This window comes from Mesorhizobium album (assembly GCF_033977205.1).
In the GTDB taxonomy this organism is placed as follows: domain Bacteria; phylum Pseudomonadota; class Alphaproteobacteria; order Rhizobiales; family Rhizobiaceae; genus Mesorhizobium; species Mesorhizobium album.
The window spans coordinates 60,809-84,299 of record NZ_JAVIIW010000023.1 but is presented as its reverse complement, the minus strand read 5'-3'; the positions used below and the strand labels follow the sequence as shown (position 1 = coordinate 84,299).

At 63.8% G+C, this 23,491-nt stretch carries 29 protein-coding genes; 16 read left to right on the top strand and 13 right to left on the bottom strand.

Going from position 1 to position 23,491, the window contains the following annotated elements:
- Positions 1-156 precede the first annotated feature (156 nt).
- Positions 157-1,272: a glycosyltransferase family 2 protein gene (locus RFN28_RS20010; protein WP_320289042.1), complete on the bottom strand. Its 1,116-nt coding sequence runs from the start codon at positions 1,270-1,272 to the stop codon at positions 157-159.
- Positions 1,269-2,411, bottom strand: a complete 1,143-nt coding sequence (locus RFN28_RS20005) for an acyltransferase family protein (RefSeq protein ID WP_320289041.1) — start codon at positions 2,409-2,411, stop codon at positions 1,269-1,271. Before RFN28_RS20005 ends, RFN28_RS20010 begins: the two co-directional genes overlap by 4 nt.
- A gap of 636 nt (positions 2,412-3,047) precedes the next feature.
- Here RFN28_RS20005 and RFN28_RS20000 point away from each other — a divergent pair.
- The 3 genes from RFN28_RS20000 to RFN28_RS19990 all read left to right on the top strand — a co-directional run bounded on the left by RFN28_RS20000 (position 3,048) and on the right by RFN28_RS19990 (position 5,840).
- Positions 3,048-3,890, top strand: coding sequence for an EamA family transporter (locus RFN28_RS20000; protein ID WP_320289040.1), 843 nt, complete (start codon positions 3,048-3,050; stop codon positions 3,888-3,890).
- A gap of 152 nt (positions 3,891-4,042) precedes the next feature.
- The gene (locus RFN28_RS19995) at positions 4,043-4,660 is read left to right on the top strand and encodes a hypothetical protein (protein ID WP_320289039.1); all 618 of its coding nucleotides are present in this window, start codon (positions 4,043-4,045) and stop codon (positions 4,658-4,660) included.
- Positions 4,661-5,360: 700 nt separating this feature from the next.
- A complete protein-coding gene (locus RFN28_RS19990; RefSeq protein WP_320289038.1) occupies positions 5,361-5,840 on the top strand; it encodes a hypothetical protein in 480 nt (159 codons plus the stop codon).
- Between the two features lie 138 nt (positions 5,841-5,978).
- On the opposite strand, the gene RFN28_RS19985 is transcribed toward RFN28_RS19990, so the two are convergent.
- Together RFN28_RS19985 and RFN28_RS19980 are read right to left on the bottom strand one after the other, a co-directional pair.
- Positions 5,979-6,623 (bottom strand): response regulator, encoded by a 645-nt coding sequence (locus RFN28_RS19985; RefSeq protein WP_320289037.1) that lies wholly within the window; start codon positions 6,621-6,623, stop codon positions 5,979-5,981.
- The gene (locus RFN28_RS19980; RefSeq protein ID WP_320289070.1) at positions 6,620-8,017 is read right to left on the bottom strand and encodes a sensor histidine kinase; all 1,398 of its coding nucleotides are present in this window, start codon (positions 8,015-8,017) and stop codon (positions 6,620-6,622) included. The genes RFN28_RS19985 and RFN28_RS19980 overlap by 4 nt, the downstream gene beginning before the upstream one ends.
- A 487-nt stretch (positions 8,018-8,504) precedes the next feature.
- Between RFN28_RS19980 and RFN28_RS19975 the strand changes: the two genes are divergently transcribed.
- The gene (locus tag RFN28_RS19975; RefSeq protein ID WP_320289036.1) at positions 8,505-9,407 is read left to right on the top strand and encodes a ketopantoate reductase family protein; all 903 of its coding nucleotides are present in this window, start codon (positions 8,505-8,507) and stop codon (positions 9,405-9,407) included.
- Between the two features lie 33 nt (positions 9,408-9,440).
- Positions 9,441-10,181 (top strand): class I SAM-dependent methyltransferase, encoded by a 741-nt coding sequence (locus RFN28_RS19970; protein WP_320289035.1) that lies wholly within the window; start codon positions 9,441-9,443, stop codon positions 10,179-10,181.
- 57 nt (positions 10,182-10,238) lie between these two features.
- On the opposite strand, the gene RFN28_RS19965 is transcribed toward RFN28_RS19970, so the two are convergent.
- Positions 10,239-10,472, bottom strand: a complete 234-nt coding sequence (locus RFN28_RS19965; RefSeq protein ID WP_320289034.1) for a hypothetical protein — start codon at positions 10,470-10,472, stop codon at positions 10,239-10,241.
- Between the two features lie 109 nt (positions 10,473-10,581).
- On the opposite strand from RFN28_RS19965, the gene RFN28_RS19960 reads away from it, so the two are divergent.
- Positions 10,582-10,821: a hypothetical protein gene (locus RFN28_RS19960; protein ID WP_320289033.1), complete on the top strand. Its 240-nt coding sequence runs from the start codon at positions 10,582-10,584 to the stop codon at positions 10,819-10,821.
- A gap of 114 nt (positions 10,822-10,935) precedes the next feature.
- Here RFN28_RS19960 and RFN28_RS19955 read toward each other — a convergent pair whose 3' ends face one another.
- Positions 10,936-11,136 carry a hypothetical protein gene (locus tag RFN28_RS19955; RefSeq protein WP_320289032.1) on the bottom strand — a complete coding sequence of 67 codons (201 nt, stop codon included), beginning with the start codon at positions 11,134-11,136 and terminating at the stop codon, positions 10,936-10,938.
- 271 nt (positions 11,137-11,407) lie between these two features.
- On the opposite strand from RFN28_RS19955, the gene RFN28_RS19950 reads away from it, so the two are divergent.
- The gene (locus tag RFN28_RS19950) at positions 11,408-12,361 is read left to right on the top strand and encodes a helix-turn-helix domain-containing protein (RefSeq protein WP_320289031.1); all 954 of its coding nucleotides are present in this window, start codon (positions 11,408-11,410) and stop codon (positions 12,359-12,361) included.
- Positions 12,362-12,511: 150 nt separating this feature from the next.
- The gene (locus RFN28_RS19945; RefSeq protein WP_320289030.1) at positions 12,512-13,216 is read left to right on the top strand and encodes an outer membrane protein; all 705 of its coding nucleotides are present in this window, start codon (positions 12,512-12,514) and stop codon (positions 13,214-13,216) included.
- Between the two features lie 22 nt (positions 13,217-13,238).
- On the opposite strand, the gene RFN28_RS19940 is transcribed toward RFN28_RS19945, so the two are convergent.
- Complete coding sequence (locus tag RFN28_RS19940) at positions 13,239-13,778, bottom strand: DUF6428 family protein (RefSeq protein ID WP_320289029.1); 540 nt, start codon at positions 13,776-13,778, stop codon at positions 13,239-13,241.
- A gap of 42 nt (positions 13,779-13,820) precedes the next feature.
- Between RFN28_RS19940 and RFN28_RS19935 the strand changes: the two genes are divergently transcribed.
- The 4 genes from RFN28_RS19935 to RFN28_RS19920 are packed head-to-tail and all read left to right on the top strand — an operon-like array spanning position 13,821 to position 16,461.
- Positions 13,821-14,171 (top strand): ArsR/SmtB family transcription factor, encoded by a 351-nt coding sequence (locus RFN28_RS19935; protein ID WP_320289028.1) that lies wholly within the window; start codon positions 13,821-13,823, stop codon positions 14,169-14,171.
- Entirely contained in the window at positions 14,168-14,866 is a 699-nt protein-coding gene (locus RFN28_RS19930; protein WP_320289027.1) for an aquaporin, read from the top strand. Before RFN28_RS19935 ends, RFN28_RS19930 begins: the two co-directional genes overlap by 4 nt.
- The gene (gene arsC, locus RFN28_RS19925) at positions 14,863-15,276 is read left to right on the top strand and encodes an arsenate reductase (glutaredoxin) (protein ID WP_320289026.1); all 414 of its coding nucleotides are present in this window, start codon (positions 14,863-14,865) and stop codon (positions 15,274-15,276) included. Before RFN28_RS19930 ends, arsC begins: the two co-directional genes overlap by 4 nt.
- A complete protein-coding gene (locus tag RFN28_RS19920) occupies positions 15,277-16,461 on the top strand; it encodes an MFS transporter (protein WP_320289025.1) in 1,185 nt (394 codons plus the stop codon). It abuts the gene before it with no gap.
- 3 nt (positions 16,462-16,464) lie between these two features.
- Here RFN28_RS19920 and RFN28_RS19915 read toward each other — a convergent pair whose 3' ends face one another.
- Positions 16,465-16,647 carry a hypothetical protein gene (locus RFN28_RS19915; RefSeq protein ID WP_320260849.1) on the bottom strand — a complete coding sequence of 61 codons (183 nt, stop codon included), beginning with the start codon at positions 16,645-16,647 and terminating at the stop codon, positions 16,465-16,467.
- A 221-nt stretch (positions 16,648-16,868) separates the two neighbouring features.
- On the opposite strand from RFN28_RS19915, the gene RFN28_RS19910 reads away from it, so the two are divergent.
- Positions 16,869-17,018: a hypothetical protein gene (locus RFN28_RS19910; RefSeq protein ID WP_095770090.1), complete on the top strand. Its 150-nt coding sequence runs from the start codon at positions 16,869-16,871 to the stop codon at positions 17,016-17,018.
- 99 nt (positions 17,019-17,117) lie between these two features.
- Here RFN28_RS19910 and RFN28_RS19905 read toward each other — a convergent pair whose 3' ends face one another.
- Positions 17,118-17,324 (bottom strand): DUF3606 domain-containing protein, encoded by a 207-nt coding sequence (locus tag RFN28_RS19905; protein ID WP_320289024.1) that lies wholly within the window; start codon positions 17,322-17,324, stop codon positions 17,118-17,120.
- Between the two features lie 168 nt (positions 17,325-17,492).
- Between RFN28_RS19905 and RFN28_RS19900 the strand changes: the two genes are divergently transcribed.
- Both RFN28_RS19900 and RFN28_RS19895 read left to right on the top strand, forming a co-directional pair.
- Positions 17,493-17,750, top strand: coding sequence for a metal-sensing transcriptional repressor (locus tag RFN28_RS19900; RefSeq protein WP_040973109.1), 258 nt, complete (start codon positions 17,493-17,495; stop codon positions 17,748-17,750).
- A 7-nt stretch (positions 17,751-17,757) separates the two neighbouring features.
- The gene (locus RFN28_RS19895) at positions 17,758-19,071 is read left to right on the top strand and encodes a cation diffusion facilitator family transporter (RefSeq protein ID WP_320289023.1); all 1,314 of its coding nucleotides are present in this window, start codon (positions 17,758-17,760) and stop codon (positions 19,069-19,071) included.
- Positions 19,072-19,167: 96 nt separating this feature from the next.
- Here the strand turns inward: RFN28_RS19895 and RFN28_RS19890 are convergent, their stop codons facing one another.
- The 3 genes from RFN28_RS19890 to RFN28_RS19880 form a co-directional block, all read right to left on the bottom strand.
- A complete protein-coding gene (locus tag RFN28_RS19890; protein WP_320289069.1) occupies positions 19,168-20,376 on the bottom strand; it encodes an MFS transporter in 1,209 nt (402 codons plus the stop codon).
- Positions 20,377-20,418: 42 nt separating this feature from the next.
- Positions 20,419-21,318 (bottom strand): DUF1259 domain-containing protein, encoded by a 900-nt coding sequence (locus tag RFN28_RS19885; RefSeq protein ID WP_320289022.1) that lies wholly within the window; start codon positions 21,316-21,318, stop codon positions 20,419-20,421.
- A gap of 210 nt (positions 21,319-21,528) precedes the next feature.
- Positions 21,529-22,425, bottom strand: a complete 897-nt coding sequence (locus tag RFN28_RS19880) for a phosphotransferase (protein ID WP_320289021.1) — start codon at positions 22,423-22,425, stop codon at positions 21,529-21,531.
- A gap of 262 nt (positions 22,426-22,687) precedes the next feature.
- Between RFN28_RS19880 and RFN28_RS19875 the strand changes: the two genes are divergently transcribed.
- Positions 22,688-22,960, top strand: coding sequence for a PilZ domain-containing protein (locus RFN28_RS19875; RefSeq protein WP_320289020.1), 273 nt, complete (start codon positions 22,688-22,690; stop codon positions 22,958-22,960).
- A 39-nt stretch (positions 22,961-22,999) separates the two neighbouring features.
- Here the strand turns inward: RFN28_RS19875 and RFN28_RS19870 are convergent, their stop codons facing one another.
- The gene (locus RFN28_RS19870) at positions 23,000-23,473 is read right to left on the bottom strand and encodes a methyltransferase family protein (protein WP_320289019.1); all 474 of its coding nucleotides are present in this window, start codon (positions 23,471-23,473) and stop codon (positions 23,000-23,002) included.
- Positions 23,474-23,491: the final 18 nt, after the last annotated feature.

Here is a 23,491-nt window from a genome sequence, read left to right as displayed (position 1 = left end):
ACGTCATCTCGGCTTTCGCCAATCTCCAGCGTTGAACGAGTGGGTGCCGTCGACGAGGCTGACAATCTCCCCCCTTGCGGAGGAGATGTCCGGCAGGACAAAGGGGGGTGCTGTCCCGCCGACGTTCGTCGTTGCCACCCTGCAAGCCCAACCCGCTCATGCCGCCCCCATCCGATAGCGCGCCAGCACCGCCGCTGCCGGCGTGGATTTGAAGCGGTAGGCCATCCGGTCGGCGCGCTTGCCCGCCCACATTGAGACCTGGCTCAGCCAGGGCGCCCAGGCGCCGGGGCGCAGCGCATATTGCTCGCGGCGGCGGATGACGTTCCATTTCGCGGCAAGCGTCAAAAGCTCATGCGTCAAAGCCGGTTGCTCCTCGTCGTTGACGAGCTGGTAGAGGAAATAGAAGAGGTTGAGCGCGCCGGCCTCGAAGCTCGGCCGCCCCGCCGCGGGCAGCACGGCGATCCGCTGCTCCAGCGCGCGGATGAAGGCTGCCGCCCGGGCCACGGTGTCGAGGGTGACCGTCTCGCCGATAGCGCGCAGGTCCGCGCTGTCCTCAGCCAGGCCCGTGCGCTCGAGATTCTCGCCGACGATCCTCAGATGCGTGCGCCGCATCTCGCCGATGTGCCGGCTGGTTACGCTGCCGGAATGGACGCGGTAGACGAGCAGGCTCTCCTCGATCATGGCCGCCGGATAGCGGTCGGCGAGCCGCCGGAAGAGGTCGAAATCCTCGGCATGCCGGTAGCCGGCGTCGTAATGGAGGTCGGCGTCGTCGATGACCCGGCGGTTGTAGACCACTGTCGGGTGCATGAAGATCGTGAAGAATTTCGACAGCACGGGGAGGTCGAGGCGGAACACCGGATCGAGCCTGCCCCGGGCGATGCGGCCGTGCTGCAGCATATCGACGACCGAGCCGCAGAAGCCGAGCTCGGGCCGCGCGGCAAACAGCGCCACCTGGCGCGACAGCCGCCAGGGATAGGCGAAATCGTCGGCGTCCATGCGCGCGACGAGCTCGCCTCGCGCGGCCGCAAGCCCCTCGTTGAGCGAGGCGACGAGGCCGCGATTCTCGCGCGAGATGATGGAGACGCGGCTGTCGTCGCGGCGGCAGCGTTCGAGGAGCTGCAGCGACCTGTCGGTCGACCCATCGTCGATGGCGATGACTTCCAGCCGGCCGTAATCCTGCCGCAGGATCGATCCGATCGCGGCGGCGATGTAGGGCTCGGCATTGTAGACCGGCAGCAGCACGGAGATGAAGGGAGCGGCGGTCGCCATCATCGCCTCGCCTCCGTTCGCTGCAGGTCGAGCGCCGGGGCGGCGCCGAACAGGCGGGCTTCGCCCGGCGCGCGTGAGCGCGGCCGTGCGACATAAGGGAAATAGCGCTTGAGGCTGTTGAGCGGCTTCTCGAAAAATACCCAGGAGAGCGAGGCCGCAATCAGCGTGGCGGCGCCGGCGACCAGGAATCGGCCCGGCCCCTGTTGCGAGACGTTGAGCGGGAGCCACGGCTGCGCCTTGACGGCATAGGCCAGCAGGATCGGGTGGTAGAGATAGACGCCGTAGCTGATGCGGCCGAGGAAGAGCAGCGGCGGCAGTTCGGCCAGCCTGCCGAGCGCGCCGCCAAGGCCGTTCGAGCAGGCGGCGACGACCGTCACCAGCGGCACCGGCGGCAGCACCTGCACCAGGAGCCAGCGCGGCCACTCCCAGGCCGAGCTCGCCGGCCCAGGATCCGACCAGACGACGAGCAGGAAAACCGCAGCGAAAACCGGCGCGGCGAGCCGCATCCAGCGCGGGATGTCGGCGCCTCTCGCGCGGCGGACGGCAAGCAGGGCGCCGCAGGCAAGCGCATCCATCGAGGCCGGCGGCAAAAGGTCTCGCGCCAGCGCCGGGTCGGCGGCGATCGGCCAGTAGAAGCGGTAGGCGAGCGAGAAGGCAATGACGCCGATGGTGATCGCCTCGATGCGCCTGCGCGGCGCCAGGAGCACGATCAGCGGCCAGGCAAGATAGAACTGCTCCTCGATGCTGAGGCTCCAGAAATGGCAGAGCAACCAAGGCGTCCATTCGTTGCGCTGCGCATACCAGAAGTTCGAGAGGTAGAGCGCATGCCAGGCGAGCGAGGATCTGGATTGCTCCAGATCGGTGAGCCAGACGAGGGCCAGCACCGCGAAATAAGGCGGGAAGATGCGGATCATCCGCCTGGCATAGAAGGAGCGCAGCGCCGGTCCGGCCTCGAATTCGGCGGTGTCGCGCGCCTCCAGCAAAAGGCGCGTGATCAGGAAGCCCGAGAGCACGAAGAACAGCCGCACGCCGAGATGGCCGAGGAAGGACGAGCCGCCGGGCGCCAGGAAATGCGCGTAAAGCACCAGCGTCACCGCGACAGCCCGCAGCGTGTCCAGTTGGATGTCGCGCGCGTTCGCCATCAGCGGTTTCCGCCACGTCCGCCGCAAAACCCGGTGCTGGACGCGCAAAATCGATCGGCTTGGCCTGTTGACGAATTCCCGTCCGGGGCGACGGCGCCAATTCCGGCCAGCGGTACGCCAGTCCAGGTCAATGTAATGGCATCCTCCACCGAGCACGCCCCCGGCCAACGATTGTCGCGGCCGATGTTGCAGCGCAACACAAAATCCTTACGAATTTGAAATAAAGGCGTGATGTAGACGGTTGTATGTCGCAGTTGACTAATTTAACGACTCGCGGGTCTATCCAATGGTCCTATATATTCATGGGCAGTTGGTCTGATTTCCGAGAGTATCTGCCGCGGAGGATGCTGAAGAAATATACCGGCAACCATAGCGGGTATTTCGAGGTATTGAAAGAATAACGCATTCGTAACGTCGATGCTTCGGCAGTTCAGCGAAAAGAGCCTTGAATTTCAACCCTTTGTGCGGCGCAGCAAATCAGACGGCGGCGTGATGGGCGCCTGTCCCACCATCCGGGCCAGGCTGCCTCACGACAGCGCGATCGCCAGGCTTTATCTCCGCCTCGGACCGTAAGGGCAGGGGGTGGAGAGGGTGACGTCGACGCAAACCGCAAAACCCGAGGTTCAGGCGGGCGCATTGCCCATCCTCGGACTGCTCGGCGCCATGCTCTCCGTGCAGGTGGGCGCGGCTTTCGCCAAGGGCCTGTTCCCGATCGTCGGTGCTCAGGGCACGACGATGCTCAGGCTCCTCATCGGCGCCCTCTTGCTGGCAGCGGTGCTGAGGCCCTGGAAGGTGATGCCGTCGCGCAGAGGCCTGCCCTGGCTCGCCGCCTACGGCGTCACCGTCTCGGTCATGAACCTTCTCTTCTACACCGCGCTCGAACGCATTCCGCTGGGCATCTGCGTGGCGCTGGAATTTACCGGCCCGCTGCTGGTCGCGACGCTGGGTTCGAGGCGCCTCGTCGACCTCGTCTGGGTGGTGCTGGCGCTCGCCGGCATCGTGCTGCTGTCGCCCTTCGCCGATGTCAGCCGCGGGCTGGACCCGGCGGGCGTGCTGCTGGCCCTTGCCGCCGGCGGCTGCTGGGCGCTCTACATCGTCTTCGCGCAGAAGGCCGGCGCTGAGCTCGGCGCCCGCACCTCCGCCTATGGCATGGCGATTGCCGCGGTACTTGCGCTGCCTTTCGGTTTCTCCGCCGCCCAGCCCTATCTCGCCGACCCGCATGTGATGGCGGGCGCGGCGATCGTCGGCCTGTTCTCCAGCGCGCTGCCCTTCTGGCTGGAGATGATGGCGCTGACCCGCATGCCGGCCAAGGTCTATGGCATGCTCGTCTGCCTGGAGCCGGCGCTCGGTGCGCTGATCGGCTTCCTGTTCCTGCATGAGAGCCTCAGCGTCCTGCAATGGGCCGGCATCGCCGCCGTGATCGTGGCCGCCTTCGGCGCGGCCGTGACGGCGAGTGCGCCGGTCCCGTCGCTCGAGTGAAGGATTCGCGCGGGGAAATGAAGCTGCGCGCGATCGCACCGGACCACATCCGGCGGTTGAGATAAGACTTAGGTCTGGTGACTTTATGAAAAAGGTCCGAGCAAACAAGACAAGGGTCGTGGGCCACTTCCCCATGACACGCTGATTGGGGGATGCTGATGCTGCGACATTGCCAGTGGGGTAGTTCGGCCGAAGGGCTGGATGGCTGGCATGGGGAGAATGGGATGCGCTTAGCGCGCATGGGCTGCAGGCATGTCTTGCGAGCGCTTACTGCGCTGGCTTTGGTTGTCGCGCCTCTTCATCTCTCCATCGACGGTCCTATCGTGGCCAAGGCCTATGCCGGCAAAGGCGGCGGCGGCAATGGCGGCGGTGGTGGAAACGGAAATGGTGGTTCCGGCGGCAACGGCGGCGGAAATGGTGGAAACAGCGGCGGTAACGGCGGCGGAAACAACGGAAACGGCGGCTCGAACGGCAATAGCGGAAACAGCAACAGCGGCGGAAACAGCAGCAACAGCAACAGCGGTGGAGTGGGCAGCAGCGCAAGCAGCGCCAGCACCGCAAATGCCAGCGCCACAGAAGTCGACGACCACGTGAATGCGTTGACCGGGGACAAAGTCGAGGTCAGCGGCAACAGTGTAACGGTCACGCACCCGAACGGAATGAAGGAGCAGATTGAGAACGGACGTTTCAAAATGGAGGACAAGTTCGGTCGCACCATCGTCGAGCGCAAGGCTACAATGGCCGATCTCAATCGTCTGAAGAGTTTGTGAGAGCGAGGTTCTATCTGGATTAGATCTTTAAGGGACCAAAGGCCAGCGCTGCAAAATCAGGTTGCCACCTTTTGCTTCGTCTCTTCGGTCCTGATCGTCTTATGACGGAACTCCCGCTGCTCACCTTGCCCCCGCCTTTTGGCGGGGGTACTTTTATGGGCCCTTGGGACAGATGCCGAATGAGCGGACCCTTGGCGTATGGCCCCGCAGACCCGGGGAAACAATCCATATGCAAAATCAAAATGTTACGGCGCTTCTTTATGTCCCCGGAGGACAACTGCCCCGCAGCATGCCGCGGCTCGTTTGGGCGTCCGCGCGGTTCTCGCGAGGCACAGTCTTAAAGAATTGTCGGCCAATTTCCAAGTGATTTGGTTAACGCGGCGGCAGTCTCAGGTTCGAATTTCTTCTCCCTCCAAGCATGTCGCCCAAAAGTGGGCAGCGGTTTTGGGAACACGACAGGCGCAAAACAAAGACCAAAGCGTGCCGCGTGAATCGGCTTTTCGCGACGCGTTTTGGTTGCGACGTTGGTCCCGAAGTGGCGGCAGAAAAGGTCCGACCGGACATGGCATGGGTCGTGGGCCGCTTCCGTAGCCTTACCAAACCGTGAATGTTTCCCCGGTCAAGACACCGGTTCCGCCTCGGCCTGGCTGAGAGCGGAACTTCGGCAGGGCCGAGGCGGGACCGGCATAACAAGGACAGCATGCGCAGACCCGCCTTCAAACCGCTTGCTCGTCTCACGCTGCGCGCCACGGCCGCGCTGGCGCTTGTTGTCGCGCCCTGCAAATTCACGATCGACGGCACGGCCAAAATCGTCGCGGCCACAGCGCATGCCGGCAATGGCAACGGCGGTGGCAATGCCGGCGGCAACGGCGGCGGAAACGGCGGCAACAGCAGTGGCGGCAACTCAGGCAACAGCAACGCCGGAGGCGGCAACGCCAACGCCGGCCCCGGCAACAACAGCGGCAAGGGCAACACCAATCCAGGCCGCAATGCCAGCCATGTCAATGCGGCGACCGGCGATACGGTTGAGGTCGACGGCAACAAGATCACCGTCGTCCACCGCAACGGCATGAAGGAGGAGATCGCGAACGGCCGCTTCGAGATGACCGATGCACAAGGCCGCACCATCATCGACCGCCTGGCGACCCAGGAGGATCTGGCCCGTCTGCTAAGCCTGTGAGGGTCGAGAGAAGCTACCCCCTTTTCCCGCCCTCGCATGTCACCCCCGTCTTCCGGAGGCGGGGGTGATTGCGTTTAGGGAATAGGCAGTGGGGATTAGGCAGTAGAGTCCTTTTCCCTATCCCCAACTGCCTAATCCCTACTGCCTGTCCTTCGCTTCATGCATCAGCAGCGCCGCTTCGGTGCGGTTGCGCACGTTGAGTTTGGCGAGCACTCGGGTCATGTGGTGCTTGACTGTCTTTTCCTGCAGCGACAGCCGGGCGGCGACCTCCTTGTTGCTCAGGCCCTCCGCCACCAGCCTCAGGATCTCGGCCTCGCGGCCGGTGAGCTGGCTGAGCGGGTCGGGCTTGCGGCCGGTGGGCTGCAGCAGGTCGGACAGCAGCCGGGCCGAAAGCGTCGGCGAGACATAGCTCTGGCCGTTGGCGACATCGCGAAGGATCTCGGCCAGCGACTTGGAGCCGACACCTTTCAGCACATAGCCGCGCGCGCCCGCCTTCAGAGCCTGGGCCACGTCGGCATTGGTCTCGGATACGGTCAGCATGACGATCTTCTGCTCGGGCGCCGCCGAAAGGATGCTGGCCAGCGCGTTGAGGCCGCCGCCCGGCATGGAGATGTCGAGCATCAGGATGTCGGGCGCGCTGGCGCGAACCAGCCTTTCGGCGTCCTCGGCGCTGGCGCCTTCGCCCACAAGCTCGAACCCGCCGATCTCGCCGAGGCTGCGCGCCACGCCCTCGCGAAACAGCGGATGGTCGTCGACAATAGCGATACGGATGGGTGCGGTCACGGCTGCTCCTCGACAGACAATGTAATTACCAGTCTCGTTCCTCCAGGGCCCGAGAGCGTCTCGAACTGCCCGCCGATGCTTTCGATGCGCTCCCTGAGGCCGGCGAGCCCTAGGCCTTCGCTCCTCACGGGGTCGAAACCCGGACCGGTGTCCTGCACCTCGACCACCAACTTGCCGCCCTTCATCGTGGCCCTCACCTGCTGGCCCTTGCCCTTGCCGTGCCGGTAGGCGTTGTTCAGCCCTTCCTGCACGAAACGATAGATGCTGATCTTCTCCGACGTGCCGAGTTCCGGCAAGCGCTCGGGCAGCGTCAGCAGCACCTTGGTGTCCGTGCGACGCTCGTGCTCGGCCACCGCCAGCCGCAATATGTCGGCCACCGCCTGGGTCTCGATCTGCGGCAGCACCAGGCCGTTGCAGATGCCGCGTATCTCGCGCATCGCCTCGCCGAGCGTCTTGTGGATATGGGCGATCTCGGCCTCGCGCTGCGGTTTCGGCGTGGCAGGGTCGACCAGCGCCTGGCTGTCCATCCTGAGCGCGGCGAGCGCCACCAGCTGCGCCGGCCCGTCATGCAGGTCGGCGCCGATGCGCCTCAGGTAGCGCTCGTTGATGGCTGTGGCGCGGCGCGAGGCGCGCTGCACGCGCTGGCGCAGCGACGAGTTCTGCGCCAGCGCCGCCTGCAGCTCGGCGACCTTGGCCTCCAGCGCCGCCCGCTGGGTGACGATGGTGCGGCTGCCGCGAAAGACGATGCCCGAAAGGAACGCCAGCGAGGCCGCAGTGGCGGCCGCCACGACCAGCCAGCTCCATTTCAGCGCCGAGCCTAGGTTCGCCTCGAAGTCGTCGGAGACCTCGTAGAACTCCGTGACGGCAACAACGTCGCCGGACCAGGGCTCGCGCACCGGATTGTAGATTTCGAGCAGCGGCAGGCCGAGCGCCCGTTCCTTGTCGTTTTCCTCGTCGTCCAACTGGTTGTATTTGACCATGACGTTGCCGGCGAAGGCGGCGACGAGGTTGGCGTTGGGCTTGAACCGCCTGCCGATGAGGTCGGAATCCTTCGAATAGAGGACGGTGCCGTCGCGACGCCACAGCTTGAACGACACCAGCCGCTTTCCGAGCGCTCCCTGTCCGAGCGTCTCGTCCAGCGCCCGCTTGACGGTGGAGTCCAGCTCCTGGTTCTTGCGCAGGTCCGGCAAAAGCGGCGCGATCACGCTGTCGACATAGAGCGCGGTGGTGGTGGCGGAGTTGTGCATGACGCCCTGGCGGATCTGCGATGTCACCCACAGACCCACCACCAGCATCACGGCCAGAAGTCCGATGCCTCCGGCGATCACGAACTGCCAGGCCAGGGACAGCCCGCTCCAGACTTGCACAAGTCGTTTCAATGTCTCCCTGAACATAAGCATGATTCACCCCGCCGCCGGCAAAGATTATAGGCCAGCCGCGGCGATTGCGACACCGACCTTGGTCCGGCCTCCTGGGGACGGGTTAACGGCGCAGCCGCGACTTCCACGTTGGGCAGTTCGACTTCAGTCAAAAGTTTGGCGAAAAGCAGAGGAGCCTGACACGGGAGCGGCCCGGTGGCCTTGCGGATTTTGGGGATTTAAGGGCCACCGGGCCTGACCGGCGGGGACTTAGTACGGGGACTTCGCTAAGAGGGCACCGGCTGACGAAGAAATATACGCTCCTGCTAATATGAATGGAATGCATCCATAAGGACGAAGCCGGGAATACACCGGCGCAGCCAGGGCTGCCGGCGCGGCTCTGGCCGGCTGGCCGATTTATAAAGGACCTGCTAATATAAATTGTGGTCGTTCGCGCGTTCCGGGTTGCGCGGCCCATGGCGGCGGCAGCTGGCGTCGAGGAGACGGCATGCGGATCGCAATGATGGGAGCGGGCGGCATCGGCGGCTATGTCGGGGCGAGGCTCGCTGAGGCGGGAGGCGACGTCAGCTTTATTGCTCGCGGCGCGCACCTTGCGGCAATGCGCCAAGGCGGCCTGCGAATTCAAAGCGGTACCGGCAACGTCTTTCTGCCTGTCGTGTCCGCAAGCGATGCGCCGGCCGACATCGGTCCCGTCGATCTCGTGATCTTTGTCGTCAAGCTCTACGACAGCGAGGAGGCCGCAGCGTCGCTCGGACCGCTGATTGCCAGGAACACCCGCGTCGTGACGTTGCAAAACGGCATCGACAGCATCGAAATTCTTAGCCGCCATGTTCCCGGCGACAGAGTGATCGGCGGGGCTACCTACCTTTCCGGATTTATCGGCAGCCCCGGGGAAGTCGTCCATGCGGGCGGGCTGCCGCATATCTTCGTCGGCGGGCACCGCGATCCTCTCATCGGGGAGCTTCAGACACTCTGCGATCGGTCTGTCGGGCTGGAGCTGAAGCCGGTTGCCGATATTGACGGCGTGCTCTGGGAGAAGTTCGTGACGCTCGCGGCCTTCTCCGGCGGAACGTCGCTCATGCGTTCCGGGATCGGTCCGATCCTCAGCAATCCCGAAGCACGGATTTTCATCGAACAGTTGCGGGACGAGGGCATGGCAGTTGCCGCAGCAGCCGGTCATCCGATGGCCGAAGGGTTCGAGGACCGTGTCATGACGAGGTGGGCCGCTCTGCCTCCGCACGGAAAGTCGTCGATGGCCAACGATCTCGAAAGGGGAAAGCCGATTGAGGTCGCCTGGCTGTCCGGGCGAATGCACGAACTGGGCATGAAGTTGGGCGTGGCGACCCCTGGCCACACGGCGGTCTTCCGCGCCTTGCATCTCCATGCCGCGGGCGGCGCCTCTTAGCCGTGCACCATCGAGGTTCCATGGGAGGACATCATGCCAAGTGCGTTGACTGAAAACGCGCCGGTGACGACGGACAACGAGGTAGCCGGCTCGCAGGACATATTCAATAGGGAGCTCGAGACCTACCGCAGGATCGTGGGCGCGAACCTCATGTACCATCGCGAGGTCTATCGCGTTCTGCGCGGCTTGCTTGTCGAGCATGCGCCCGCGTCGTTCCGGTTCCTCGACGTGGCGTGCGGAGATGCGAGCGCCTCCGCCGCGATGTTGATGACAACCGCTATCGGGGGCTATGTCGGCATCGACCTTTCGGAGGCATCGCTTCGGCTCGCGGCTCAAACGCTCGACGGTCTCCCTTGTCCCGTCGAGCTGCGTTGCAGCGATTTCGCGCAGGCGTTGGCGAGATGGTCGGAGCCGGTCGACGTTATCTGGATCGGCATGTCGCTGCATCATCTTCCGGCGGAAGCCAAGGCGAGGCTGATGCGGGACGCCCACAGGGCCTTGGGAGGGTTGGGTCTGTTCGCCATCTGGGAGCCGGCGCTGTTCGAGGGAGAGGATCGCGCCGCCTGGCTCGCACGCTTTTCGCTGCTGCGCGATGAATGGTCGGCTGTTTCCGACGAGGAATTCGCGTCGATGGAAAGGCACATGCTTCTGGCCGATTTCCCGGAAACCGTCGACACATGGCTCGGCATGGGCCGGGATGCCGGGTTTTCGCATGCGGAAGAGATTTTCATGATGCCCAACAGAATGGGCAGGGTGTTCCGCTACTGGAATTAATTTGGGCCGGGCGGCCCCGTCTCCAAGCACCTGCGCCACGGTCTGCCGTGGGTGTCTTCATCGTCGAATCGTGGGTTTGTTGGCGCTCTCTTCTTGTCGTTTTTCGATCTCGTAGGACAGCCAACGGCAAAACATGCCGACAATAGACGTCGTGGCGCCCGCGAGCAGGCATGCAGTCAACAAAAGGTCTTTTGATGCACTCGACCAGCTGACGATCGCCAAAAGAAGGACGCTGACCGTCGAGATCAGGTAACCCATCCCTTTTAAGAAATGAAGCGACGCATTTCCCATGTTCGCACCCGTTGATCCAGGAACTATTCCGGCCGATGGAAAGTTCCTTGCGGCGTTCGGTCGCCGGGGCGGGCATGGAGACCGCGCCATTCCCGACGGAACGCCAGATGTGGCGGCTGCGTTTTATGTCGCTATGTCGAAGGGGTCTCATCCCGACAAGACCGATAGGGCGTCCCCTGCCGCGCTTGCCGAGGCGGAGCGCAAGGTGCGCGCTGAAAAGAACGCCAGGCTGAAGTACCTGCGCACGCATGCAGCGTGGTTGGTCTTCGATCCCGACGCGCTTTTCCGCGACGAGATCGACTGCTCGGCGCTGTTTGGTGAAGCCGGCCGGCGAACCCGCCAGGACTAGAGCAATTCCAGGAAAAGTGCGGCGCGGTTTTCCGTCCGGAATTGCGTCAAAAAGATAGAGCGGTTCGGCGTCTCCGTGAAACGGTGAACCGCTCTGGGATCGACGCTCAGGCTATTAAGCGATCTGAAGCGGTTCGACCGAATCTGCGCGCGATATCGCGATCAGCCGCGCGGCGGCAAATGCTGCCATGATCAGGAAAAACGCCGTGATATCGAGGAAGATCGACCACGCCAACGCGGTCCCACTGTGGTCGTAGCAGACTGCATATTCCATAACGCCTTTGCCCTTTCGAACCCGCTGCGCATGTCCGAGCATGATCCTGATTTTCAAGAAATACAAGGGATCGCTAAATTACGTGTGGTCAGGACCTGTTCCGGCCGGCGGTCGGTCGCGCCCCTCGGCAGCCAGGGACGTCGTTGTTACTTCGCTTCGGCCGGTTCGGCGATCGCGGCGAGGCGGGGAAGATCATCGGACCCGTTTGACAAGGCGGCCTATCCCGCCGAAACATAGACAGCGTTTCGTGTCGCCGCGAGGGGCGGGGTGGGTGGGCTTGCCAGATACCGGGAAGATTGCGCCTGGAGCGCCCTTGCATCTGTCGACTATGAGCGTGCCGCCGCGCGACAGGCTGGGCACCTGGCTCGAATTCTATGGGCACAAGCTCTTCAACCTGGAGATCGAGCCGTTTGGCGATGAGCCGTTCCGAGCCGAGGTGACCTTGCGGTCGCTGCCGGGCGTCAGCCTGTCGACCGGCGCCCGCAGCAATGCCCATTACCGGATCAGGCGGCAACACCTGAAGAACGCCGGCGACATGGTCATGCTGATTGCGGTGCTTGCCGGGCGCGGCCACTCGGTGCAGCGCAACCGCGAGGCGCTGACCCTGCCCGGCCAGGCGGTGATGATGCTGACCAGTGAGCCCGCCATCCACACGCTGGTCGATTCCGGTCGCTATCTCAGTCTCTACGTGCCACGGGCGGTGCTTGCCTCGATCGCGCCAGGCTTCGACCGACTGTTGGTGAGCTCGATCGACGCCGGCCGAGAGTCGCTTCGCCTTCTCATCGGCTATGCCGGCATGATCAACAATGCCGGCGCTCTCGCATCGCCGGAACTGCAGCTCGGGCTGGCCGCGCATATCCAGGACCTCCTGGCGCTGACGCTGGCCGACAGTGGCGAGGCTGTGGAGATCGCCCGTGGCCGGGGCCTGCGCGCGGCCCGGCTCAAGGCCATCAAGGGCGACGTCGCCGCCAATCTCCATCTGCCCGGCCTTTCGGCCGAAGATGTCGCCAGGCGCCAGGGCGTTACGCCAGACTATGTCCGGAAGCTTCTCCGAGGGCAGGGAACCAGCTTCGCCGACTACCTTCTCGAGCTGCGCCTGCTCAGCGTCCACCGGGCGCTCTGCGACCCACGCCTGGCGGCTGTCGAGGTGGGCGCTATCGCCTACGACGCCGGCTTCGCCGACATCTCCTATTTCAACCGCCGCTTCCGCCACCGCTTTGGGGCGACGCCGACCGACGTGCGGCAGGCGGCGCTTGCCGCTCGCTGAATCTCGGCCTGTCACCCGGACGCAACAGTTCCGTCAACCATCGAGCTCCGGTCGCGTCCGGTCCAAGGCGCGGTCGTGTGGGTTCCAAGCCCGCCGCCGGTTCGTCGCCTATTGTCGCGTCATTTCTGAAATCCTGCGGGGACATATTCTATGCGACATGGAAATTTCATCTCGGGCGTGGCGTTCGTTTGCGCGCTGGCAACGCTTGCCGGTCGGTCGGCGGCCCTGGCGGCCGACGTCCAGGCCGCACCGGAGGCTTTCGACTGGAGCGGCGCCTATGTCGGAGGTGACATAGGCTGGCTTGGGCCATCCGGACACTGGGATATCGGCAGTCCCGGAAACTCCTTTTTCGGCCCCACCGCATACTCCGGCGGCGGCGTGACCGGTGGATTGCATCTGGGCTACAACTGGCAGATCGACGCGCCTTTCGTGATCGGCGTCGAAGTCGATTGGGGTCTTTCGAACGCCGAGGCTTCCAGCCAGACGGTGGGTGGCTTGCCCGCGTTCGGGGGCTCGGCGACCTCGCGTTGGCAAGGCTCGGCACGGGCGCGGGTGGGGGCTGCCTTCGATCGGATGCTGCTATACGGCACTGCCGGCGTCAGCGTGGCGAAATTTGACTATTGGATGGCCGAGTTGCCACCTCTCACCAAGTTCTCATTTTCCGAAACCCGCACCGGAGTCATCGTTGGCGCCGGTCTTGAGTACGCCCTTGCAAGGGACTGGTCGGTGCGGGTCGAATACCGCCATGCCGACTATGGCAAAGCGGTAGCCCAAGTGTCCCCGATCTTTGGGGAACAACGCCACGCGCTGCGGACGGACTCCGTCCAATTCGGCTTCAGCTATAAATTCAATTGAGTTCGAAGAGCACGACGAAATTTCAGCCACAGCAGGCTTTGCCGATCCCGGGCGAACAACAGGATGCGCTCGCCGCCTTCTGTTCTTCCAGCCATCGATCGCGCGGCTTGCAGCTTGCAGGCCGCGGCGACAGCTCGACCTCGACGGCATCGCCGACCAGTGTCGGCTGCGTTGCCCGGTGAAGCCCCATCGGCCGGATCCCGTCGCTGACTTCGAATGTCAGCCTGGCGGACCGGTCGAGCGCCACGTGATCGGCAACCTTGCGGATGATGGCAGCGAACTTGCCGGCCGGCATGTGGACCGGTCCGCCTTCGTCGACGTCCCATAGCTGCACGAAGATTTCCGACCAGGATTCGGGGTTTGCCCCGCAATCCAGCGCCGAGAACTGCCCCGCCTTGACCTCCGTCACGTGGTAGCCCGGCTTCACCGGCCGTCCGTCATAGCGGAACACCAGCGGCTTGTCCTTGTGGTCGGCCAGCGCATCGAGCAGGTCGCCGATTGTCAGGTCGGATGGCTCCAGTGGAAGGGCAGGGGCGATTTTCCGGTTGTCAGGGGAAAGCATGTCGGCTATTCCTCATTTCGATATTTCAAGGATTATTGAAACGTGGATGAACGTCAAGCCCTGATCGCCTTCGGCGCGCTGTCGCAGGAGACGCGGCTGCGGCTGCTGCGATTGCTGGTCGTCGCTGGACCGGACGGCATCGCCGCCGGTGCGCTTGCCGACCAGGTCGAGGTCTCGCCCTCCAATGTCAGCTTCCATCTGAAGGAAATGGAGCGCGCCGGTCTGGTGACCGCGCGGCGCGACGCGCGTTCGATCGTCTACAGCGCCGAATTCGACGCGCTGTCCGGACTGATCCGGTTCCTGATGGAGGATTGCTGCTCGGGCCGCCCGGAAATCTGCGCGCCGGCGCTTGCTGCACCTTGCTGCCAGCCGGGCGAGGGGACCCGGCAATGATCTCCTTCGATTTTCCGCGCCGGGTTGTTGCCGAAGCCCTTGGCACTGGTCTTCTGGTCGCAACCGTTGTCGGCTCCGGAATTATGGCCGAGACGTTGACACATGATGTGGCGCTGGCGCTGCTCGGCAACACGCTCGCCACCGGCGCCATGCTGGTGGTGTTGATCACCATCCTCGGGCCGGTTTCGGGAGCGCATTTCAATCCGGCCGTCTCGCTGGTGTTCTGCCTGAACAGGACGCTGCCGGTCCGCGATCTTGCGGCCTATCTGGTCGCGCAGCTCATCGGCGGCGTTGCCGGCACGTTCGCGGCGCATCTCATGTTCGCCCTGCCGATCCTAGAAGTTGCAACGAAGCTGCGTGCCGGCCCCGCGCAATGGTTCTCCGAAGCGGTCGCGACATTCGGGCTGGTCGCCGTCATTCTCGCCGGCCTTCGCTTCGAGCAAAAGGCAGTGCCATGGCTGGTCGGCCTCTACATCACCGCCGCCTACTGGTTCACGGCGTCCACCTCCTTCGCCAATCCGGCCGTGGCGCTGGCACGCTCGCTCACCAACACTTTTTCCGGCATCAGGCCGGTCGATCTGCCGGGCTTCATCGTCGCCGAGCTGCTCGGTGCCCTGATTGCGCTGGCGCTGATGGGCTGGCTGTTGCGACCCGGAATCTTTCAGCAATCTCAGTCTCTGAAGGCAAAGCCATGACGGTCACGATCTACCACAATCCCGCTTGCGGCACCTCGCGCAACACGCTGGCCATGATCCGCGCCAGCGGCGAGGACCCGGTGGTGATCGAATATCTGAAGACGCCGCCGAGCCGCGAGCGGCTGATGGAACTGATCGCGGCGATGAGCATCACTCCGCGCGAGCTTTTGCGGGAGAAGGGGACGCCCTATGCCGAGCTTGGCCTCGCCGATCCGAAATGGAGCGACGACGAGCTGATCGACTTCATGTTCGCCCACCCGATCCTGATCAACCGACCGATCGTCGAGACGCCGAAGGGCACAAGGCTCTGCCGGCCGTCCGAGGCGGTGCTGCCGCTGCTCGACAATCCGGTGAGCGAGTTCGTCAAGGAAGATGGCGAGAGGGTCGCATACGTGCCGCGGCAGGGCTGATTGAAAGCGCCTACGCCGGCCCGCAATCGCCACGCCCTCGTTTCGGCTCTTGGCGTCACGCAGATCCTCGCCTGGGGGTCGTCCTTCTATCTGCCTGCGGTGCTTGCCGCGCCGATCGCCGCCGACACGGGCTGGTCGCTGCCCTCGGTCGTGGCCGGACTCTCCTGTGGGCTTCTGCTTGCCGGGTTGGTGTCTCCGATCACGGGACGGCTGATCCAGCGTCACGGCGGCCGGCCAGTGCTTGCCGCCAGTTCGCTGCTGCTGGCGGCCGCGCATTCGCTGTTGGCGACGGCCGCCGCCTATCCGCTTTACTTGCTTGCCTGGCTGCTTATGGGATTGGGCATGTCGAGCGGCCTCTACGATGCCGGCTTCGCCACGCTCGGCCGCCTCTATGGGCAGGGGGCGCGCGGTGCCATCACCAACCTGACGCTGTTCGGCGGCTTTGCCAGCACGGTCTGCTGGCCACTCAGCGCCTTCCTCGTCGAGCACGCAGGATGGCGCGTCGCCTGTGTCGCCTACGCGGCGATCCATCTTCTGATCTGCCTGCCGCTCCATCTTTGGGTGATACCGCCGCCGCCAGGCGCGGCGCCGTCGCCGGCAAAGGCCGAGCGGAAGCAGGCATCAGCTACAGGCCGGGCGCGAACACGTTTCGTCCTGCTCGCCTCCATCCAGACGGTGGCCGCGCTGATTGCCTCGATGCTCTCGGTGCATCTGCTCAGCCTCCTGCAACTGCGCGGGGTCAGCCTGGCGGCCGCGGTCGGCTTAGGCGCCCTGGTCGGGCCCTCGCAGGTCGGCGCGCGCGTGGCCGAAATGCTGATCGGCCGCAACCGCCATCATCCGATCTGGACGATGCTGACATCGGTATCGCTGCTTGCGGCTGGGGTCTGGCTGCTCCTGACGAGTCAGACCTTCATCGCCCTGGCGTTGATCCTCTATGGCGCCGGCAACGGCATTCATACGATAGCGCGCGGCGCCCTGCCGCTGGTGCTGTTCGACCCGCAACAATACGCAGCGCTCATGGGCAAGCTCGCAACGCCCAGCCTGATCATGCAGGCCGCGGCTCCCTCCATCGGAGCGCTCCTCTTGGGTGCAGGCGGCGGGAATCTCGTCCTGGCGACGCTCGCGCTGGCGGCAACCGTCAATGTGGGGCTTTGTGCCTGCCTCGTTGCGTCTGTGCGCCGATAACAGTCAGGCGCAGTCCTTCAGCTCGACCACCTCGACGCCAAGGCGGAAGGCCTGGCCGTCGGCGTAAGAGCGCGCATATTGCTCGGCCTCGAAGGGGAAGATCAGCGTGGTGCCGTAGGCGGTGACGCGCACCGTCCACTTCTGGCCCTTGACGAGTTCAACACCGTGAAGCTTCGCCGTTACCATCTCACCCTCCTCCAGTCCGGCACGCTCGCGACGCACCCATAACGTCGCGGAAGTCATTTGAGTGCAAATAATCCGACCGAATTATGTCGCTCCCGCGTCGATTCCGACATTCGGCCAGATCCTTCCGTGAAATGGATCACGTTCGACTTTGCCGGAACCCGTACGGCCAGCGGGAGGTTAAAGTCGGGGGTTAGAGTTACGAGATTGCAGAGGAGGCCGCCATGATCCGCAAGCTCAAATCCGGCGAGTATCGTCTCTACTCGCGCAAAGTGGATCCGAGGACCGGCAAGCGCAGGAACCTCGGCACCTTCAAATCGCGCGAGGCCGCTGAGAAGCACGAGCGCGAGGTGCAGTATTTCAAGCGGCACTAAGGCTTTGAAGCCCGCTGCTATTCGATTCCCTCGGGTTACTTGAATGAGCAGCGACATCGCCTGTGTCGCAGCACTTCGCCGGCAGCAGGCAGGTGCGCCCTAATCCGTCGTGTCGTTGCCGTTCGCGCGCGAACCAAGCGCGTGGGCTTCGCGCTCCAGCACCGCGCGATCATTGCCATATTTGGCAAAGAGTTGCCGAGCTTCAGGGATCGTAAGCTGGAACTTCCGCGCGAAACGGGCGACGTCGAAGTCCTCGCCGATCGAGACGTGATCAGCGGCGTCGCGTGAGCTTTCATTGTCTGACATCGGAAAATTCCTCCTGCCAGAAGAAAGGCGTGCGTGACGCTGTGGTTCCAGATTGTTTCCAAGCGATGCCTAACGGATGCCTCGAGGATTCACGGTCAAATCCGTAAGGCATTGGCTTCGGGTGGTTGTCCATTGCTAATATCCTACCCTGGGGGATAGGATATCGCCATGACGATACACAGCTCGCATCCCGACATCATCGCCCGGCTCAAGCGCGCGCACGGCCATCTCGCCGCTGTGCTGACCATGTTCGAGCAGGGTCGCTCCTGCCTCGACCTCGCGCAACAGCTCCACGCTGTAGAAAGCGCAGTCGGCAATGCCAAACGCGAATTGATCCACGATCACATGGAGCATTGCCTGGTCGAAGGCGGCGAGCCCACCAGGGACACGCTCAAGGAGCTGAAGCAGCTCACCAAATATCTGTGAGGCCTCGATGTGGGATAGGATTCTGGACTGGTTCGGGTTCGGGACGCACGGTCATGACCATGGCCACGACCATCACGGTCCGCATGGTCATACGCATGGTGTGATCGACGCCACGATCGCGACCACCGATCGCGGTATCTGGGCGATCAAATGGTCGTTCTTAATCCTGGCGGTGACGGCCGCGTTGCAGCTTGCCGTTGTTATGGCCTCGGGCAGCGTTGCGCTGCTCGCCGATACCATCCACAACATCGCCGACGCGACCACCGCCATACCGCTCTGGATCGCCTTCATGTTGGCGCGCCGCAAGCCGACAAAGACTTTCACTTACGGCCTCGGCCGGGTCGAGGACCTCGCCGGCATCGCCATCGTGCTCATTATCCTGGCGAGCGCGATCGTCGCCGGATACGAGGCGATCGATCGCCTGCTCAATCCTCGCCCGGTGCAGTTCCTCGGCTGGCTTGCCGCGGCCGGCGTCATCGGTTTCCTCGGCAACGAGGCGGTGGCCGTGTTCCGCATCCGCGTCGGGCGCCGGATCAACAGCGCCGCGCTGATTGCCGACGGCTATCATGCCCGCACCGACGGGCTCACAAGCCTCGCGGTCGTTGTCGGCGCGATCGGCGTCTGGCTCGGCTTTCCTCTCGCCGACCCGATCATCGGCCTCTTCATCACCATCGCCATCATCGGCATCGTCTGGCAGTCGGCGCGCTCGGTGTTGACCCGCATGCTGGACGGCGTGGAGCCCGGCCTGATCGACGAGATCCACCACGCGGCAGAACATGTCGCGGGCATCGAGAAAGTGGTCGAGGCGAAGGCCCGCTGGCTCGGCCACAAGCTGCATGTCGACGCTGCGATCGTCGTCAACGACGGGCTGCTGCTCGCCGCCGCGAACAACATTGCCGGGTCGCTGAAAGCCGAGCTTTTCGCTCACATCCCGGCGCTCGACGTAGCCACCGTCCGGTTTGCCGAGCGGCAGGCAGAGAGCGGGCACCATCATGCGCCGGATCCGTTTCGTGTGTCGGGCAAGCTGGCGAGCGGACTGCTGGAGATCGTCGACACGCCGCAGGGCGAACGCATGCGGCTGCGCCTGTCGCGCCATGCCGAGGGCCTGCGAGCGAACGTTGCCATCGAGCGGCCGGGCGGCACGGTCGAGCGCCTGCCGCTGTCGCCGGTCGGCGGCGACCATCACTACCTGCAGAGCCTTGTCGCGCCGGCCGAGCCGCACGAGTTCAGCGCCAGGCTGCACCTTGCGGCCGGCGCCGACAGCGAGGACTTGCAGTTCGCCATGACCGAGCCGGAGGGGCATCACCACGAGCATGGATGAAGGGGGCGCTGTTTGACCACCAACGCGAAACCCGGCAGTCAGTAATTCAGAATCTCAAATTCACGGTTGCCGCCTTTCTTGCGAGTAGATGCCGCCTCATCTTTCTTCGGGCGGCTTGATGTGGCGGAAAGCCCAAAGCAATGCCAGGTCGTAGAGGATCTTGAGGGTACCGCAAATCACGAGAGGCCACGCTTCGAGCCCTGCAGCAAACAGCGCGCCGGCAATCGCTGGGCTCGCGGCGGCCGCAAGGCTTCGCGGCACCGACGTAACGCTCGCCGCCGCAGGCCGCTCCGGTGGTGTGACAACGGCCATCACATAGGAGGAACGTGTCGGAACGTCCATCTGGGACAGCGCTGCGCGTATGAGGAGAAATGCGAGGGCGGCGTCACGACTTGGCACTACGGCCGCCAGGATGAGGCAGACACTCGAGGGGATATGAGTGAACACCATCGTGTTCACCAGGCCGATGCGGCCCGACAGCCACGCGGCAATCGGAAATGAAACCGCCGACAAGACACCCGACCAGAAAAAGAAAACCCCTGCAGTCGATAGCGAAAGGCCGAACTTGCTGAACAGCCATAGAGCAACGAGCGACTGAACAGCGAAACCGCCGGCGAATGCGTCAATGCTGAACAGGGCCGCTAGCTTGTAGACAATGACACGCGACGGCCCAAGTGCCGGGGCCGGCCGGTCCTGACGAGAGGTTTTCGGATCGGCTGGAATGCGCGCATATATCAGGCCCCCAACCACGCCCAGGATTGCATAAAGAACAAACATTGCCTTGAGCGCCGCCAGACGCGACATGCCGATCGTCACCAGGAAGTCGGGGCTGGTTGCGGCAAGTGCGCCAACCGCCGCCGCCAGCGCGCCCAACAAGCTGTAGCGCGCGAAAGCCTTCGTGCGGTCCGCATCCGCGACGAGACGCGACAAGACGGCATGTTCCAGCGGGACAAAGATGCTGACGCTGCCGGAAGAAGGATTGATCGTGCCGAGGAAGGCTACGAGTAGAATGGGTGCATAAGTGCTTGACTGCGTATACGCCAGCCCAGTTGCGATCATCAGGCCGGAAGCAGCCATAAGCAGGATGCGCCGGTCTGCGCGCGCGGCAAGGAACCCGATACCCAGCGTCAATAGCGCCGAACCCAAGAGAGCGGCTGTGGCGACAACGCCAATCTCCAGAGGTCCAAGCCCGATCGCTGCCAGGTATGCCGGCAGGAGCACTGCGGCAAAGCCGTCGCCAAAATCTCGAAAGGCCCGCGCCGCGTAGATATCCGCGGCGCGGCCGCCTTTCTTCGCGTGAGGCAACTCATTGGTATCAATCGGCTGACGCAAGGCAGCTACCCATGGTCAAACACCGTTCCTGAGGTGCACTTTGGCGAGCGCCATCTTCAGCCCTTGGGTCAACTTCTCCAGGTCGCCATCGGCCCAGAAGTGCATGAAGAACAACCGGGGCTCGTCGTCGAGCATGTGGTTGTGCACGGCTGTCACCTCTATTCCGCCCACGCGCAGAGCCTGTAGCACCGGGTTGACTTCGGACGCGATCAGCACCAAGTCGCCAGTGATCACTGCTTTGTCCTTGCCGGTCGGCTGGAAGTTGATGGCAATCGCGGTACCCATGGCCTCCGGCACCTCCGTGCCGCTGTCCTTGATGGTTTCCGCACGCGGAATGCTGACCTGATAGACACCGCCACTGACCTTGCCTTTGTGGCCAAGTGCCTGGTCGACCATGGATATATCGAGATCAATGGCGGTCGAGCCGGTGGTGGCACCCGCAGATGCGTCCGAAAGCGGCGTTGCGCTCTCCCTCAGCGCCGAATGCAGCACCGTGGCCAACTTTTCCGGATCGCCATGACCGAGGACATGCATGTACATCGTCGCCGGTTGGGCCCGCTGCAGGTGATTGTGGAGCGCTGTGACCTCTATGCCGCCTTCAATCAGTTTCGCCATGACCGGGCCGATCTCGGGTTCGGTCAACACGAGATCGCCCATCACCATGGCGTCGTGATCGCCCATAGGTTTGAACGCGAGCCACGAGCCGAGCGCCAAGGCCGGTTTGAGCTCCACTCCGTCGAGAGTAACTTTCAGGTCCGAACGAGGCAGCCCGACCCGGTAGACGCCCCCTTTTGCCTCTGTGCCGGATTTCCCGAGCGCCTGTGCCACCGCCTTCCAGTCAGGCGCCGCAAGGACAGGCTGAGTGACTCCGAAGGCTGCCAAAAACGCGAGGCCGGCTATGGTTCGTGCATACATGGTTTGCTCCTGTACTCAGCCCCACATGTGCCCTAATTGGAAACGTCTGGTGCCCCGGAACTCCAGCACAGCTCTCGCAATTGTGATGCGCGTCGTCGGTCGGTAACGCCGTTCGCGAGCAACCCATTTCGGTGCAATCCTCCCTTCTGGCAGTTCGAACGGGACGGTCGGCGCGCCAAATGGCAGGAAAGCGCTTATTCGAAGTCACGCTCAAATTTCCGGACCATCGAAGATGCGACGGAGCGTGCTGCGGCCGAGCGCGCTCATGGCCGGGTTGGTTTTCTGGTAGTACCATACCAGGCCCATCGCTTGCTGGAACGCCCACGCCGCTCCGCGTTTCCACTCGACCTTGCTTGATCGCAGATGAATGCGCACGGTTTCGCGCCGATCGCGATCAAGAAGATGCCACGCGGCGACAAGGTCCAGCGCAGGGTCGGCCGATCCAAAGCTGCCGCAGTCGAGCACGCCGACAAGGCGTTCACCGCGCACGAGGAGATTGGCGGGAATGAGATCCCCGTGGTTCATAACGTCGGGCCCGGACGGTGGCAGTTCACGCAGCTGCGCCCACTTGCGACGGAGCCGGGGCACGTTGAGGATATCCTCGCTGTTCTTGAAACAGATCGACATCCAGTCGTCATGGTCAGGAAGATGGCCGCCCCTTCCTCGCCGATCGAAGCGGCGGCCTTTTGTGTCCGCCGCGCGCAGTGACGCGATAAGCTTGGCAATGTCGAGCGCGAAGGTCGTCGAATTTGCAAGCCCATCTGGCGTGGCAACATCTCCCTTTATCCAGCTCTGCACCGCCCACGGCATCGGATAGCGCGGCCCGGGTCTGCCGATACCGATCGGCTGAGGAGCGGCAAACGGAGCATGCTCCGCAAACTCCGCCATGGCCGCGGCCTCACTGTGCAATATATCGACGCACTCGATCGGGTCCGCCGAGCGCAGGGGAAACCTTGCCGCCACGCTCGATCCAATCCGGAAGATCGCATTGACTGTCCCGATCGTGCCAAGCCGTTCGATCCGTTCATGCCTATATTGTGGGAATTGGTCAGAGATCATCTCGCAAACGATGTCGGCGTCGATATGAACCTGATCGCTGTGCATCATGCTGCTGATGTCTCCGTGCCGGTCAGTGTCGAATACTGGGTTTAATGCATGTCGCCCAAAATGCGCAGCGCAAGCGGGACAGCCGACCTGCCGCCAATGCGGCGCACCACGCCCGGCCAGGCCGGTATGTGTGCGGAAATGAGACCCGGCAGGCCACGCGCGATTAGCATTTGCTAACGGAACGGAAACGCCTCGCTGCTAAAGTGCGGCGTCGCGGCGGGGAAGCCAAGCCCCGCCGAGGAAGTTCCGGGATAAGTGCGCCATGACCTCCTTTCCCCATGTCGAGCGCCGTCTTCATGCGCGGGAATTCGTGCTGAAGGAAGCCACGATCGTCACCGCAGACGCCAGGATCAGGTGCTCCGTCCGAAACCAGCACGAGCACGGCGCCGAGTTGCGCGTCGGTCCGCAGATGGAGATACCGGACCGCTTCACGCTCGTTGTTCCCGACGACGATGCTGCCTATCGCGCCGTAGTGCGCTGGCGCCGCAACGAGCGGCTCGGTGTGCAGATCTTCAGCAATTCGATGAAGGGCTGACGCCCTGAAGGTATTGTGCGCCCAACGTCGGGCATCGCCTCAGAGATAGCGGCGCACGCTCGCCTTGTAGGCGCGGTAGGGCTCGCCGAACTTGCGCTCCAGATAGGCCTCTTCGCGCAGCACCACGCCGAAATGCAGGATGAGGAAGACCGGGACGACGGCAAGCACGCCCCACCAAGTGTCGAACATGAGTCCGATGCCGAGGAGCAGGCCCATCAGGCCGAGATAGAGCGGATTGCGGACGAAGCGGAAGGGGCCGCCGGTGACGATGGCGAGCGTCGGCTTTGTGGGTTCGATATTGGTGCCGGCGCGCTGCATGGTCCTGCGCCCCCAGGCGATGACGGCGATCGCGAGCGCCGCAAGCACGATGCCGAGCACCATGGTCAGCGGCCTCCCGCCGATCGCCAGCGGCAAGACATAGCGCAGCGCCAGCATCAGGATCAGCGCCATGAGGAACAGCAGCGGCGGGAACACCGCTACGCCGGGATTGTCCTTCTCGTCGTTCATGGCCATTTCTGCCCATCCTCAGGC